Source organism: Flavihumibacter stibioxidans, from assembly GCF_014332695.1.
Taxonomy (GTDB): Bacteria; Bacteroidota; Bacteroidia; order Chitinophagales; family Chitinophagaceae; genus Flavihumibacter; species Flavihumibacter stibioxidans.
Genome location: NZ_MBUA01000023.1, coordinates 292,265 through 305,767, shown reverse-complemented (window position 1 = coordinate 305,767; position 13,503 = coordinate 292,265). Strand labels below are relative to the sequence as shown.

17 protein-coding genes are annotated in these 13,503 nt (G+C 43.9%); 4 read left to right on the top strand and 13 right to left on the bottom strand.

All coding sequences use genetic code 11. The annotated features are described in order from the left end of the window. Window positions 1-7: 7 nt before the first annotated feature. Both BC349_RS12725 and BC349_RS12720 read right to left on the bottom strand, forming a co-directional pair. On the bottom strand, window positions 8-877 hold the full coding sequence (locus BC349_RS12725; RefSeq protein WP_187257147.1) for a pirin family protein: 870 nt from the start codon (window positions 875-877) through the stop codon (window positions 8-10). Window positions 878-999: 122 nt separating this feature from the next. Beyond that, window positions 1,000-3,384, bottom strand: a complete 2,385-nt coding sequence (locus BC349_RS12720; protein ID WP_187257146.1) for a S9 family peptidase — start codon at window positions 3,382-3,384, stop codon at window positions 1,000-1,002. A 178-nt stretch (window positions 3,385-3,562) separates the two neighbouring features. On the opposite strand from BC349_RS12720, the gene BC349_RS12715 reads away from it, so the two are divergent. After that, a complete protein-coding gene (locus BC349_RS12715) occupies window positions 3,563-4,795 on the top strand; it encodes an alkaline phosphatase family protein (protein WP_187257145.1) in 1,233 nt (410 codons plus the stop codon). A 32-nt stretch (window positions 4,796-4,827) separates the two neighbouring features. On the opposite strand, the gene BC349_RS12710 is transcribed toward BC349_RS12715, so the two are convergent. The 9 genes from BC349_RS12710 to BC349_RS12670 form a co-directional block, all read right to left on the bottom strand. Beyond that, complete coding sequence (locus BC349_RS12710) at window positions 4,828-5,370, bottom strand: DUF5060 domain-containing protein (protein WP_187257144.1); 543 nt, start codon at window positions 5,368-5,370, stop codon at window positions 4,828-4,830. Between the two features lie 69 nt (window positions 5,371-5,439). Continuing rightward, window positions 5,440-5,988 carry a hypothetical protein gene (locus BC349_RS12705; RefSeq protein ID WP_187257143.1) on the bottom strand — a complete coding sequence of 183 codons (549 nt, stop codon included), beginning with the start codon at window positions 5,986-5,988 and terminating at the stop codon, window positions 5,440-5,442. Window positions 5,989-6,039: 51 nt separating this feature from the next. Beyond that, window positions 6,040-6,315, bottom strand: coding sequence for a hypothetical protein (locus BC349_RS12700; RefSeq protein WP_187257142.1), 276 nt, complete (start codon window positions 6,313-6,315; stop codon window positions 6,040-6,042). A 192-nt stretch (window positions 6,316-6,507) separates the two neighbouring features. Then, window positions 6,508-6,894 carry a hypothetical protein gene (locus BC349_RS12695; RefSeq protein WP_187257141.1) on the bottom strand — a complete coding sequence of 129 codons (387 nt, stop codon included), beginning with the start codon at window positions 6,892-6,894 and terminating at the stop codon, window positions 6,508-6,510. A 213-nt stretch (window positions 6,895-7,107) separates the two neighbouring features. Further along, window positions 7,108-7,695 carry a hypothetical protein gene (locus tag BC349_RS12690; RefSeq protein WP_222840170.1) on the bottom strand — a complete coding sequence of 196 codons (588 nt, stop codon included), beginning with the start codon at window positions 7,693-7,695 and terminating at the stop codon, window positions 7,108-7,110. 256 nt (window positions 7,696-7,951) lie between these two features. After that, the gene (locus BC349_RS19860) at window positions 7,952-8,245 is read right to left on the bottom strand and encodes a hypothetical protein (RefSeq protein ID WP_222840169.1); all 294 of its coding nucleotides are present in this window, start codon (window positions 8,243-8,245) and stop codon (window positions 7,952-7,954) included. Window positions 8,246-8,271: 26 nt separating this feature from the next. Then, entirely contained in the window at window positions 8,272-8,934 is a 663-nt protein-coding gene (locus BC349_RS12680; RefSeq protein ID WP_187257139.1) for an NADPH-dependent F420 reductase, read from the bottom strand. A 128-nt stretch (window positions 8,935-9,062) separates the two neighbouring features. Then, on the bottom strand, window positions 9,063-9,644 hold the full coding sequence (locus BC349_RS12675) for a Crp/Fnr family transcriptional regulator (protein WP_187257138.1): 582 nt from the start codon (window positions 9,642-9,644) through the stop codon (window positions 9,063-9,065). A 103-nt stretch (window positions 9,645-9,747) separates the two neighbouring features. Then, on the bottom strand, window positions 9,748-10,200 hold the full coding sequence (locus tag BC349_RS12670; RefSeq protein ID WP_187257137.1) for a GrpB family protein: 453 nt from the start codon (window positions 10,198-10,200) through the stop codon (window positions 9,748-9,750). A 103-nt stretch (window positions 10,201-10,303) separates the two neighbouring features. Here BC349_RS12670 and BC349_RS12665 point away from each other — a divergent pair, with 103 nt between their 5' ends. Genes BC349_RS12665 through BC349_RS12655 form a run of 3 tightly spaced genes read left to right on the top strand, consistent with a single transcriptional unit; the run spans window position 10,304 to window position 11,890 of the window. After that, window positions 10,304-10,777 (top strand): nuclear transport factor 2 family protein, encoded by a 474-nt coding sequence (locus BC349_RS12665; protein ID WP_187257136.1) that lies wholly within the window; start codon window positions 10,304-10,306, stop codon window positions 10,775-10,777. Between the two features lie 34 nt (window positions 10,778-10,811). Beyond that, window positions 10,812-11,249 carry a nuclear transport factor 2 family protein gene (locus tag BC349_RS12660; protein ID WP_187257135.1) on the top strand — a complete coding sequence of 146 codons (438 nt, stop codon included), beginning with the start codon at window positions 10,812-10,814 and terminating at the stop codon, window positions 11,247-11,249. 11 nt (window positions 11,250-11,260) lie between these two features. Next, window positions 11,261-11,890, top strand: coding sequence for a flavodoxin family protein (locus tag BC349_RS12655; RefSeq protein WP_187257134.1), 630 nt, complete (start codon window positions 11,261-11,263; stop codon window positions 11,888-11,890). A 172-nt stretch (window positions 11,891-12,062) separates the two neighbouring features. On the opposite strand, the gene BC349_RS12650 is transcribed toward BC349_RS12655, so the two are convergent. Both BC349_RS12650 and BC349_RS12645 read right to left on the bottom strand, forming a co-directional pair. Continuing rightward, complete coding sequence (locus BC349_RS12650) at window positions 12,063-12,887, bottom strand: polysaccharide deacetylase family protein (RefSeq protein ID WP_187257133.1); 825 nt, start codon at window positions 12,885-12,887, stop codon at window positions 12,063-12,065. Between the two features lie 140 nt (window positions 12,888-13,027). Continuing rightward, on the bottom strand, window positions 13,028-13,450 hold the full coding sequence (locus tag BC349_RS12645; RefSeq protein WP_187257132.1) for a VOC family protein: 423 nt from the start codon (window positions 13,448-13,450) through the stop codon (window positions 13,028-13,030). Window positions 13,451-13,503 lie beyond the last annotated feature (53 nt).

Below are 13,503 nucleotides of genomic sequence, written 5' to 3'. Positions count from 1 at the left end.
TTACGGGTTAATCAAGATGGCCGAATTTTCCTGCCTGGAAATCTTCTATTGCTTCATAGATCTCCTGCTGTGTATTCATCACAAAGGGACCATAGCTGGCAATGGGTTCTTCAATCGGCTCGCCGCTCATCAGCAGCAAGATGCTGTCTTTTTCTGCGGTGATGGATATATCGGTGCCTTCATGTCCATGCAATACCAGGCTGTGTTCCGGCGCAGGGGTGCCGTTGATGCTTACTGTACCCTTCACCACCAGGATCGCTGTATTATAACTGGCATCTATAGATGTAGATAGGTTTCCACCCGCATTCATCCTGATGTCAAAGAGATGCACGGGTGAATAGGTTTCGGCCGGACCCGCTACCCCATTGAAATTGCCCGCGATAACATTTACGGTTCCACCATCATTCTCCAGGTTGAACTTACCCATCTTCTCCGCTTTCAATTCCTGGTAATGCGGAGCCACTGATTTATTTTTTGCAGGAAGGTTGACCCAGAGCTGAACCATTTCAAATGGTCCGCCCCTGCGCGCGAATTCCCTTTCATGATATTCCTTGTGCAGGATACCTGCACCAGCTGTCATCCATTGCACATCACCGGGATAGATGATGCCATGATTGCCCGCGCTGTCGTGGTGCTCCACGGCGCCCTGGTAGGCAATGGTAACAGTTTCAAATCCTTTATGCGGATGCACATCCACGCCCCTGATTTTCTCAGACTTTCCAAAGTCATATTCGGCGTTGAAGTCCAGCATCAAAAAGGGACTGATCCTGCGTTGTGTAAGCATGCCACCAGGAAAATAATGATATACCCTGAATCCATCGCCCACCATTCCGGGTTGTGCAGGGCGGGTAAAGACGCGATCGATTTTCTTATTCATAACCTCTCCTTTTTTTATTACCGCAAAACTACACCAGCAGGCAGAGGTTTTCCAATAATACAGGTTAAGGACAGGACTTAATCCAGGTTAAGTTTTATACAGCCGGCACCAAAATCATGGTATTATTTCTTCTTCAGCACATCCTCAAACAACCGATAGATTCTCTTGTACTCATCCGTCCAGCTTGATGGTTCCACAAATCCATGATCTTCCACCGGATACATGGCCACCTGCCAGTTGTCCTTCCCGAGTTCGATCAGGCGCTGGTTCAGTCGCACCACATCCTGGAAATGTACATTCACATCCACCACACCATGACAGATCAGCAAATGATCCTTCAGGCCTTCCGCAAAATAGATAGGTGAGCTTCTGCGATAGGCAATGCTGTCCACAGCCGGACTGTTTAATATATTCGACGTATAACCATGATTGTAATGTGCCCAGTCGGTAACGGGCCTGAGCGCCGCACCTGCCGCAAAGGTTCCGGGTGAAGTAAACAATCCCATCAGTGTGATAAAGCCTCCGTATGATCCACCGTAGATGCCTATACGCTTTGGGTCCACTCCATATTTCTCCGCCAGCCATTTGGCGCCATCCACATGATCCGACAGATCCTTTCCGCCCATGTGGCGGTAAATGCCCGTACGCCAGTCGCGGCCATATCCGGCGCTACCCCGGTAGTCCATATCAAGCACAAAATAACCCTGGTCGGCCAGCAGGTTGTGGAACATGTATTCGCGAAAATAACTGCTCCACCACTTGTGCGCGTTCTGCAGGTATCCGGCACCGTGAACAAAGATCACAGCCGGTTTGGAAGGATCAGGATTCGCCGGCCGATAGAGTCTGGCAGGAACCAGTTTGCCATCTGCCGCGTGGATCTGCACCAGCTCAGGATCACGCCAGGAATAGGATCGGAATAACTCACTCTGCGCCTTATCCGTAATTTGTTGCGGCCTCGCCCCAGCCTTATTGTCCTGCAGGTACAACTCCCATGGTTTGTTGGAATAGGAGTGGAGATAGGCGATCTGTTTTTCATTGGGCGATAATACCGACTGGTTGGCTCCTTCCATGGTGGTGAGCCGATCCGCTTTGCCACCGGTTACGGGCAATCTATAAAAATGCTTTTCCCCGGCATGCACTTCATTGGTGGTGAGATAAAAATATTTTCGGTCAGCCGACAGCGTTACTCCCTGCACTTCCCAGTTGCCATGGGTAAGGGTTGTCTTTTTCCCGCTACCAAAATGATAACTGTACAAATGTGAATAGCCACTTGCTTCCGACTGGTACCAGAATTCGTTTTCATTGATCCAGCCGGAATTGGAGCCGAAACTGCTGATACCGGGGCCTCCGATCCAGGCTTCATCGCGCTGCCGGTCGAGCAGTGACAGCCTGCCGCTGGCTCCATCCAGCTGCATCAGCCAGCGATCTTTATTATCGGCTGAAACAATTTCCACCACACAATGGGCCCCCTTGGGTGACCAGCTTATCCTGCTGACATTCACCCCGCGCGATGGTTTTTTCTTCGCGTCCTTTTCTATTTTGGCAGGATAGTCCCTGGTATAATCCGGTAAATCGGTTATACCTGGCAGTGAATCTGTTTTTATAGTGAACACGGTATCTTTCTGGCTGTCGTACACATAGAGTTCACTGCTGCCGAAGCTGGTGCCCACCTTGGTGCGTCCATTGATATCTTCGGTGAATCCGCTTTCCGTTACATAATTGGGTATGATGGTCCGTTTGGACGACTGGTCCATAGAAAACAGGATATAGGAGATGAAACGCCCATCTGCGCTGACCTGCGCATTCCTGACCAGCCTGTCGCCATAATATACACTGCGAACTCCCCTGGTTTTTGGAAGGCTTTTCGTGTAGGCTTCTGCAGCATCCTGTTTCTGCTTTCTATCTTTCACCACTTCCAGCCATTCCAACTGGTCTTTCTTCAGCCATTCTTCCTGTGTATTTCCTTTCTTTTCCTGACCCCTTGAAGGAGCCGGCGCTTTCTGGAAACTGATCAATTGCTGTAGTTCACCTGTTTTGATGTCCCAGGCAAAAAGGTCCATATTCTGCTGATACACCACTTTGGTATCGTTGTATGCGAAGACCGGGTTGCTCTCCGGACTCGCGGTTTGGGTTATTCTTTTTGTCTGTGCGGTCTTTACCTCCGTCAGATACAGATCGCCCTCCTTGGTATATAGGTACTGCGTCCTGGCATGGTTATAGACCAGGTTCCTGGCGGGCAGCAGGTCTTTCTTTTGCATTGGAGTGGCTTTCCTGGGCACCCTGTTATCCATGGTTATATAATATAGGGAATCCGCGAGGGCATTTTCGGGGTTCCAGTCAAAATAAAGTGTTGTTCCATCTGCTCCCCACTGCAGGTTGGATGGCTGGGTGCCCATCCATCTGGGATCCTTCATGATTTTTTCTACGGTTAGGGGTGCCAGTGAGGCCTGCGACCTGGCGATAAAATTCACTAAGAGCAAACTGAAGACAATACAGATTTTTTTCATGTAGGCTTTATTAAAAGGGATCAGGGAATTTTATGAGGGACTAAGATAAATACCTTCTTTTCTATCATGATAATTATTTCGTCACGGTTCCTTAATAATTGCTTAACAGTCCGGACCTTCTTTTGTGGCGAAAGAAATATTTTTGCTTGATTTTCCCGGTTTTAATGAAATTGAAAGAATGAAACAACTCCTAACCGGCATCTGCCTGTCCACACTGTTTGCCATTCCTTCCTTTGGCCAGCAGGAAAAAATTAAGAAAGCGGTTTTTATCATTGTAGATGGTATTCCGGCTGATCTGATTGAAAGGCTTAATCCTCCGCACTTGAAACGAATCGCGGCAGATGGAGGGTACACCCGTGCCTTGCTCGGCGGGGAAAGGGGAGCTTATTCCGAAACCCCCACCATTTCAGCCGTTGGCTACAACAGCCTGCTGACAGGCACCTGGGTGAACAAACACAATGTCTGGGGTAACGGAATTGAAGCGCCCAATTATAACTACTGGACCATTTTCCGTTTTCTGAAACAGGCAGCACCTGATAAAAAACTGGCGATATTTTCTACCTGGCTGGATAACCGGACCAAATTGCTGGGCGATGGATTGGCTCCTACCGGCAACCTGAAACTGGATTATCATTTTGACGGAATGGAACTGGATACCATCAGATACCCGCACGACAAACGCAGTGATTATATCCATAAAATAGACGAAGCTGTAGCCGAAGAAGCACGGCGCGTTATTAAAAAGGATGCACCCGACCTGAACTGGGTCTATCTGCAGTACACCGATGATATCAGTCATCGGTTCGGGGATTCACCTGAGTTCGACAAAGCAGTTTTGCTGGCAGACAAACAGATTGGAAAAGTGTATGATGCCATTACGTACCGCGAGAAAAAATTCAACGAAGACTGGCTGATTTTTATCACTACCGACCACGGCAGGGATGCTTATTCGGGTAAGCATCACGGTGGCCAATCTGCACGTGAAAAGGGCATCTGGATTATTACCAATGCAAACAACCTGAACAGGTATTTTAAGGTGGCCAATCCGGGTATTGTGGACATACTGCCTTCGCTGATGAATCATTTGGGAATAGATGCTCCCATTCACCAGAAAATGGAATGGGACGGTGTGTCGCTGATGGGGAAAATTTCCATTGCCAATGCAGGTGCATCTATTAAGAACAAACAGCTCAAACTGATGTGGGACAGTTATGACACTACCGGAATGGTGAAAGTGCACATTGCGGAAACCAACCAGTTCAAAACCGGCGGGAAAGATGATTACAAACTGATCGGCGAAGCAAAAGTGACAGCCAATAAGTTAGTCATTCCTTTTGATGCACAGCCCGGAATAACCTATAAGATCGTGCTGGAAGGGAAATACAATATGATCAACCGGTGGTTGGAGTAGATGGATTCACACGGGCAGAGGTTCTTATGGTACTACTTACCGTTAATTATAAGCACAGCTGATTGCCCTTTCCAGGGCGACTGGTACCCTTTGAACAAATGCCAGTCCGGTTCAAAGGAAAGGGCAAAATAGGATTGCCAATCCTGGTATTTAAATTTCTGTTTCGCTTCGGCCGAAACCTGCACTGCGCCATGAATTTCTGGATTGATATTTTTGCCAACATTGACAGTTCCGCTCAAACCTGACAAATATTTCTGCGTTGAAAAAGTTACGAACAGATACTTGCCGGTCTGATTCGGACTGAACCTTATTAGGTACTCATTTTGTCCGTTGTAGAATCCATGTGTCGTAATGGTGGTATTGCGGTCATCGGTAAAGATGGCTCCGAACCGGAGGTCAAACGGATTTCCTGCGGTATGTTTTCCGGCACTGAATACAATGTCGATGGGGTGGTACTGTTGGGCAACATACTCATGCTCACCGGCCTCCAACTTCATTTTCGATTGTCCCGAAACAGTGGCCCCCAGGGTTATAAGAACTATTAAAACAGGGAGAAAGGAAGTTTTGTTGCCCATCTGTACCTGCCAGAATGGTTGGCGTTGCGCCGGAACAAATTATAGTGGCATCAGTGCCTTGCGTTATGTTCATTCCCTGTTGGCTGCCACTAATATGTCCCTGAGGTCTTTTTTCAGGTCTGACCAATACTTAAGTTTCGTATCAATGATGGCCTGCACTTCCTTATTGTCTTTGTAGAACTCTTTCACCTGGCTCCTGAATTTATTGTTTAAGATATCCCTTAGGAAGAGGTAACTGCCGTCAGATTTTTCAAATGTATAAAATGCCTGCTGTGAGGGAAGATTGGTTCCGCCTCCTGAACTACTGATGCCATATAAATACAGGCTGGACCTGGGACCAATATATAAGGGGGACTGGAATTTATTCGAACCGTTTTTTACTGGTTTTGACAGGAACAGATACCTTTTACCATCATAGGAAAACCCATAACTCTTAATATCATCGGGACTAAACTTGCTGGATCCTTTTACACTGTCCATCACTTCAACTTCTTGTAGGAAGTCGTTTGTGGTTTGTCCAAATACCCCTTTGCGAATCCTGATGTTGGTCTTTATGGTGTTATCCTGTTTGTTAATATAATATCCTGGTGTAGTGGTTTGTGCCTCAGCTTCCGGCATTAAAAAAAATAAAAAGTATAATAAAATGAGTTGTCTCAAGAGTTTCAGGTTTTAGTGGACATCAATGCCGTCAAAGTATATTTCTGTAATGGCAGTATCATCATATTTAGCACCGGGATAAACAGCTGTAATTTCAAATTGCAGGGCCCACCCTGGTTTGGCAGATAGTTGCTTTGTATTGCTTCTATCCCCATATCCTAAAGGTTGTTCCAGTTTGAAATGTTGTTCCTGCCAACTGCAGCCAGGCCCCAGAATATCCCAATAGGTTTCCGGACCTTCTTCACATGTATCATAGATCCTTTTGTCTGCCTCAGACAAATTTATCATATGCATCCTGATCTTTCACCAGTTTGAAAAACATTTCACAGTTTTTCCGCTGTTGAATGAATGCCGTTTCACCCTCCATACTTTTGGCAATAAGAGTGCCTAAATTAGGGTGAGGTTCTTTTACTGACTATGTGGATGAAGTCAGTGCATATAATGTGAGTATGGTTGTCAGGAAAAATTTCATGCCAACTTTCAGCAGTATTGCTTCGTGTTTTTATTGTGCGGGATGGGAGTCTTATTCTGTAAATACCAATCAATAATTCTTTCCCTTAATCTGTCGTATAGATCATCTTTAAGATAGGGATCCTTTTCATTGGAAAGTCTGTCAAGGTCCTGCTTTATTTGCTGAAGGGTGTTTTTGTCGAATAGTTTTTCGTCCATCAGGTATTTCCTTAAATAAGACAGGTGTATGCCATGACAATCTGCGTTGAAATTTATGTTGCCATTGCGTTGCGCTTCATCAGCAAGGTTTTCAATGGAACGCAGTAATTCTCCCTGAACTGTCTGAGCCTGTCCGGATTTGGGCACATATGTATTCCAGATATACCTTCCTGTTTCAAGATATTCTTCGGGTGTCATCTTTTGCGATTTCGTATCAGTACTTAGTAGTAATAATAAAAATATATATAATGAGTAGCGCATTGTTTTAGCCGGACTTACTGCTATAAATCTGGAAAATCCGGGTCATAAAGGAAATAAAAATCCGGGGAAAAGCAGGAATTTCCTTCATATTATATTTTCGCATCGCCTGCGTCCGTATAGTGACCGGTCCGGGGATTGGCGCCTGCTGTTTTAATCCTGTTTAATGATCTTCAGGTCGGTGAAATATCCCTCCGTTCCGATGTCTACCCATAATCCTATGGCACCCGAATGCGCAGCTCCGTGCTTCAGGTCATTTACCACCAGGGAGGGTTGCTGGTGCTTGTTGATGAATAATTTAGCCTGTGTATCCTTTACCTCAATCCGCATGGTAATCCACTGGTTCAGCGTCATATCTGTGTAGGATTCATACCGCTCCGGTGCTTCTTTCCGCAGGCGATCAAATTTATAATCTGGATATGCATAATATTGAATGGTATGATTTCGCCGAACCTGGTCCTCTGCCCTTGCATTGGTTGGACGTACATATATGCTCTCATACTTTGTATTGCTGTCGTTGATACGGAAGGCAATTCCTATGAAACCACGTGCAAATTCCGGCGCATTCTTCAGTAATCTGCTTAGCACCTTCACTTCAATGATTCCATTTTTAAAATCGGTGCCTATTACTTTTATAAATGTGGGTTCATCAACAGCTTTCACCACAGAATCCTTAACTGCCTTCACTGTATTTTTGCCCTTCACTCTTTCCTGGGCCAGGGAAACGCTTACTGCTTCCAATTCATATTGGCCTAATCGGACTGTTTGAGAATGCGAATGCGTTGCTCCGAGCAACAAACAACTAATGATTATTGGAGTGATGTTTTTCATTATAATTGTGTTGATGAACCTCCTCTGTGGTGTGTCTGGTGTTCAAAAGCCTTTGCCAGTGCAGTTGCTTTTGTCATGTCGAACTGCCCAAACAATTTGATGCTTTCATTCAATTGCCCGGGGGTCAATTTCCTGGTATTGGCAATGACAAAATCATAGCCGGCCATTACGAGCTTTGTGACATTTGCCTTGGATTTGTCCGCTGTTTTTCGGACTCACCCTGGCCGATCGGGCTATTGACTCCGGTAGCGGCTGATGCAAATCCATAGGTGGCATCCGTAAAGTGCAACATCTGCTCTGCAAATGAACGCAATTCCGGTGCGGGCTTGAAACCGTATCCTGATTCGGGCATGGTGTCAAGGTATTCTTTGACGATTTCATCCACAGAACTTTGTGCGTGGGTCATAAATGTAACACCGAACAGTAAAGAAAGCGTGGTTATGAATTTTCTGATTTTCATGTATGCAAATTTTAGTTTGGTTTTTATTAATTGTGTAAAACTTTCCAGCCTGCCAGCCAATTGTAGTTATATTTCATGGTTAACCGGATCAACAGTAGTGCCATATTCTCTAAGGTTCTGCTCACTGATAAATCACCGGCAACTATCGGGTTAAGTCCGGCTGTCTTTACCAGCTCCGATACGGTTTCCATAGCAGCTTCATCATTGCCGGCAACAAAGGCATCTACTTGTTTTCCATCAATGACCGGACTGGCAAAGTTGGCAGCAAAAATGGTGTTGAAGGTTTTTACCACTTTTGCGTTTGGAAGCAGCTTTTGCAATTCCTCAGCGGCACTGGTGTCGGGTGCAGTTATCAGGCCATTGTATGTTTCGTTCAATGGATTGGAAATGCTGATTACAATCTTCTGGTTCGCAACTTCATTGATTGCTTTGGCCAGATCTTTTTCTGCTGCAAAAGGTACTGCAAAAATGATGATATCTGCTTCCCAGGAGGCGTTAACCGGACAAGCAATGGCTTCTACCTCAGCAGAGGGATTACCTGTTATAATTTCATCGACCACAGACTTTACTTTGTCCTGGTGATTGGCAAAAAGTAGCAGTCTGTTATTACTTTTTGAAAGGGATTTGGCGATAGCTGAACCCATATTTCCGGTTGCTCCTATAATGGCGATAGTTTGTTTTGTGCTCATGTCGTTTATTTTGCTGGCACAAAACTATGCTAACAGGATACTTTGTTCCAATGCGTATAAGCAAGAAATACCGTTGCTTTTGATCAAGGCAGGACATTGACATATATCAATGTTTTGAAGGAAGAGAATTATTTCCGGCTGTTTAAGCGGCTTCTCAGGCGACTCAAAGTTTCCGGGGACAATCCCATGTGGGATGCGATCATATGTTGGGGAACACGTTGTACAATGTTGGGGTACATTCGTATAAATGCCTTGTAGCGTTCTTCCAATGAAAGACTGATCATGTTAGTCATATTTTTCTGCAGTGCCATATAGGCATCAGTCATTAGAATGCGAATGTAGGTTTCGAACTTCGGCATCACTTTCAGCAGTTCAATGTAGGCAGATTTGCTGATAAGCACCAATTCGCAATCTTCCAATGCATCAATATTGAGCATGGCGGGTTCTTCTTTGATAAAGCTGGACAGGTCTCCCATGGTCCAGCCTTCTAAAGCGAAGGCCGTAATGTGTTCTTCACCATGTTCGTCCAAAATATATGCTCTTAATGCCCCTTTCTCTACTATGCAAATATTCCTGCATATATCGCCCTCTTGCAAGAGGTATTGTTTTTTTCGCAGTTTTTTAGGAGTAAGGTATTGTTTCACGAATGTCACTTCCTCTTCAGTAAGCTGAATTTTTTCATTGAACTTGCGGAAGAAAACCTCGTACATAGACTGGCATGTAGTGTATTAGTGCAGGGTAAATATATGGCATTCTGATTTCTTTCTTATTTTTTGAGGATGTGATATTGGCTGTGAATATTGTCAGGGGAATTTATTGGTTTGATTGTATTATTTCACTGAGTTCGTTTGCCTGCATACCCAAATCCTTTAATACTGTGATGATAAATTCTGTTTTGCGTTTAGTATATTCTTCCCTGGTCATGCCTGCTTTTTTGATGATGGCCTTTTTTAGTTCATCATATCTGGTGACAAGATTTTGGTCCTGCAACAGGGCATCTCGAAATATTAAGTGATTTTTCAAAGCCAGGCTGTCGGAATAACATACGTACAGGTGGTGCGACTGCCATTTTCGTTTACACATAGTTGGGGGGGTGAACCCAGTGGCCTGTCTAAATGCGAAACGACCCGGAATACCTTGTTCCCCTTTGTTTAAATAGCCGATTTTCTCCAGTCGGCCAGAAATTTCATCCAAAAGTAATTTGTCGGAAAGAATAATATCAATGTCCAGGATGGAGAAAACTATACAAAAACCTGGTGACTCCATTTAAATCAGTGGAATTGGTAGGTAAACCAGTAATTTGTATACCTGGAACTGCTGGTAATTTAATCATCTTTGTATGGCATTTAACTAAAATAAATTTACAGTTATGAAATCCACGTTTTTTGGACTTTTTCTGATGGTAATCAGCGTTCTGTCTTCCCATGCTCAAACGAATACAGATTCTTCCAGGCTTACCAGGGCGGAGATGGCCTTAATCAATCTCTCCAGGGAAAAGTGGCAGTGGATGGCTGACAAAAACGTGGACAAGCTAGCTACGCTTTTCCATGACAAATCAAAATTCGTACATATGAGCGGTACCTGGAACAAGGACGAAGAGATCGATATCATTAAAACCGGTAGTATCTGGTATAAGAAAGCCGATGTACACGATGTTGTGGTAGAAGTTATTGACAAAACAGCAATCCTTTGGAACCGTATTACCTTGCTGGCAGTTGTTCGGGGCAGTGAAGTGTCAACTCAGTTTACTGTTACTGAAGTGTATAAAAAGCAAGGCAAAAGCTGGAAATTGTTAGGCCTCACTTTTAGTAGTGTGAGGGATACCCATAAGATTCAACATTAGCAGTACCGGATTTTAACAAGCTAAAAATGGTTATATGAAAAAAGTAATTTTCGGATTATTTCTTTTTGTGAGTACACAAATCTTTGCGCAAAATATGACCCCTGAACAGGAAGTAATTAAACTTTCCAGGGATAAGTGGCAATGGATGGCGGATAAAAAGGCCGATACGCTGGCGAATCTGTTCCATGAAAAATCCGTCTTCGTACATATGGGTGGTTCATGGGGAAAGGACCAGGAGGTCAATGTCATCCGGGGTGGCGGTATCCATTATAAGAAAGCTGATATACACGAAGTGTCAGTGAATATCATTGGCAACACTGCTATCCTGTTAAACAGAATTACGCTCCTGGCAGTTGTGGGAGGTAATGAAGTTACCAACCCCTTTATGGTAACGGAGGTTTATCTGAAAGAACATAACGGCTGGAAGCTTGGTTCATTGTCATTCACCAGGCTCCTTAGTCCCGGACAATAACGCTGCCTACGATGACTACATTCAGGCTGATTTTTGTAGGAGTATTGATCCTTGCTTCGGCTTGCGCTTCCTGCCAATCGAAGAGGGCAGCTACTAAAACAAAATCTGTGTTAGATCCTGATAAAGTATTGATCGTTTATTTATCACGAACGAACAACACGAAGGCAATTGCAGAAATCATTCATGAAAATGTGGGTGGAACCCTGGTTGCTCTTGAACTGGTAAATCCTTACCCTGGCGACTACAAAAAAATTGTTCAGCAAGTGGTTGAGGAGAATGAAACTGGTTTCCTGCCTCCGTTAAAAACAAAGATCGAAAATTTTGACCGGTATAAAGTGGTATTTATAGGCTTCCCTACATGGGGCATGCAACTGCCCCCTCCCATGAAAAGCTTTTTGAGACAGTATGATTTGGGCGGAAAAACAGTTGTGCCTTTCAATACGAATGCGGGCTACGGGATAGGAAGTTCTTTCGACACGGTTAAAGAACTATGTCCGGGAAGTAAAATACTCGAAGGCTTTTCCATCAAAGGCGGAGTTGAACGGGATGGTATTCTATTCGTAATGGAAGGGGAAAAGGAAAGGCAGGCGCGGGATGGAGTAAGGAAATGGTTGCAAAAGATCAAAATGAAAACACCCTGACTGGTTAATTCCTTAAGAATGGAACGATGCTATGACAGGAAGCGACAGGTTGTCTTTCCATATAGTTCCAGCCATATCAACCACCCATTAGGAAGATAACGATTATTAGAAGAAATGGGGTTAAAAAACTTAGCCGGATTGTCCAGGAATATTTTTTTGTGTTACATAAGTATTACTCCTTCTGCTGATCGCTAATAAAATTCATTGCTTCAGAGAAAGTAGTCACCCAATAGTCATCCTGATGTTCCTTTAAATAGTATACAAAAGCCCGGTGTGTTTCTTTTGAAATCTGGAATATTTGTCCACCTACCCCATGAAACTGATAAACTCCCATTCCGCCTGTCTTTTTTACTTTTTCTGCAAATGAAATGAGTTGCTGTAGCGTTGTTCCTGTCCATACATGCCAGGAGGGAACCTGCATTCTGTTCAAATATTTAAAATCTGTTATGACGCTATTACTATCACCTCCTGTTCTGCCATAAGTCACTAATCCTTTATTCTTAATGATTTCCGAATAGTCAGTGCCTGCAATGAAAACATTGTTACAGGGAAATGCAAATGACCTTGTTTTCCTTTTCGGATCGAGCAAAGAAAGCATACTGTTTACTGTGCTGATTTCCTTGATGATTTTATCAATGGTATAGTTATCAATTGAAATAGACTTTTGCCAGCCTAATTTTTCAGGGCAGGCATGAAACAAAGTATGGTTTGCCAGTTCATGCCCGTTCCTGGCAGCATTGGTCCAGCCCAACACCGATTCGGGGAATTGACCAATCACGTCTGATTGGGATGAGCCTTGAATGGAGTTTAAAAAGAAAGTGCCTTTTAGATTAATCGAGTCTAATTGAGGGACTACGGTTGAAAGCTGAGTTTCCAAACCGTCGTCATAGGTAAGGCAGATTATAGCCCTCTTTGAACTGTCCTTTTTTGTCTGCCCAAAGGAAGACAGAAAAAATTCAAGTATTAATATTACAGTCAGGCTTATTTTGTAAATCATGATGAGGGAGTTATAAGTTTCTGTATATATAGTGACCCACCATGATTCGGGGCTTACTTATATTCATTTTGTCCACTCCTGTTTTATTATCGCAGAACATAAATGCCACCAATATTTAGGGAGTTCGATTGCCAGATTCACTACAGGTTTAAGTTATCGTTTTCGTCTAACTCCCAAAAGGGGTTATATGCAACTTCAAACAAATGTCCGTCTAAATCTTTAAAGTAACCACTATAACCGCCCCAGTACACCTTTTGCGCGGGTTTTATGATTGTCGCCCCAAGTTGTGCAACCTGCTTTAACACTTCATCAACTTCCAATTGCGATTTCGCATTGTAAGAAATTGTCAGCCCTGAAAATTCAGTTTGCTGATAACTCAATGTTGTATCTTCAGCAAGTTCATGTCGTGGATGCAAAGCCAAACTAATTCCGCCTAATGGAAATATAGCCAGGCCATCCATACTTTTGTCGGATTTTTTCCACCCAAGCCCTTTTTCGTAAAAGTCCAGGGACTTTTCAAAATCATCTACGCCCAGTGTTATTAAATTTAGTTTCTGTCGCATATATTTTGGTTGTATGGTGTTCCTGTATTATTTACAATGCAATGTAATCTGCT

Bases quoted from the DNA above. Each gene is read 5' to 3' on its own strand.
- BC349_RS12655 (WP_187257134.1), top strand. From the start codon at position 11,261: ATGACTACATTCAGGCTGATTTTTGTAGGAGTATTGATCCTTGCTTCG.
- BC349_RS12680 (WP_187257139.1), bottom strand. From the start codon at position 8,934: ATGAGCACAAAACAAACTATCGCCATTATAGGAGCAACCGGAAATATG.
- BC349_RS12725 (WP_187257147.1), bottom strand. From the start codon at position 877: ATGAATAAGAAAATCGATCGCGTCTTTACCCGCCCTGCACAACCCGGA.
- BC349_RS19860 (WP_222840169.1), bottom strand. From the start codon at position 8,245: ATGAAAATCAGAAAATTCATAACCACGCTTTCTTTACTGTTCGGTGTT.
- BC349_RS12710 (WP_187257144.1), bottom strand. From the start codon at position 5,370: ATGGGCAACAAAACTTCCTTTCTCCCTGTTTTAATAGTTCTTATAACC.
- BC349_RS12715 (WP_187257145.1), top strand. From the start codon at position 3,563: ATGAAACAACTCCTAACCGGCATCTGCCTGTCCACACTGTTTGCCATT.
- BC349_RS12700 (WP_187257142.1), bottom strand. From the start codon at position 6,315: ATGATAAATTTGTCTGAGGCAGACAAAAGGATCTATGATACATGTGAA.
- BC349_RS12675 (WP_187257138.1), bottom strand. From the start codon at position 9,644: ATGTACGAGGTTTTCTTCCGCAAGTTCAATGAAAAAATTCAGCTTACT.
- BC349_RS12705 (WP_187257143.1), bottom strand. From the start codon at position 5,988: ATGCCGGAAGCTGAGGCACAAACCACTACACCAGGATATTATATTAAC.
- BC349_RS12645 (WP_187257132.1), bottom strand. From the start codon at position 13,450: ATGCGACAGAAACTAAATTTAATAACACTGGGCGTAGATGATTTTGAA.
- BC349_RS12670 (WP_187257137.1), bottom strand. From the start codon at position 10,200: ATGGAGTCACCAGGTTTTTGTATAGTTTTCTCCATCCTGGACATTGAT.
- BC349_RS12665 (WP_187257136.1), top strand. From the start codon at position 10,304: ATGAAATCCACGTTTTTTGGACTTTTTCTGATGGTAATCAGCGTTCTG.
- BC349_RS12695 (WP_187257141.1), bottom strand. From the start codon at position 6,894: ATGACACCCGAAGAATATCTTGAAACAGGAAGGTATATCTGGAATACA.
- BC349_RS12660 (WP_187257135.1), top strand. From the start codon at position 10,812: ATGAAAAAAGTAATTTTCGGATTATTTCTTTTTGTGAGTACACAAATC.
- BC349_RS12650 (WP_187257133.1), bottom strand. From the start codon at position 12,887: ATGATTTACAAAATAAGCCTGACTGTAATATTAATACTTGAATTTTTT.
- BC349_RS12720 (WP_187257146.1), bottom strand. From the start codon at position 3,384: ATGAAAAAAATCTGTATTGTCTTCAGTTTGCTCTTAGTGAATTTTATC.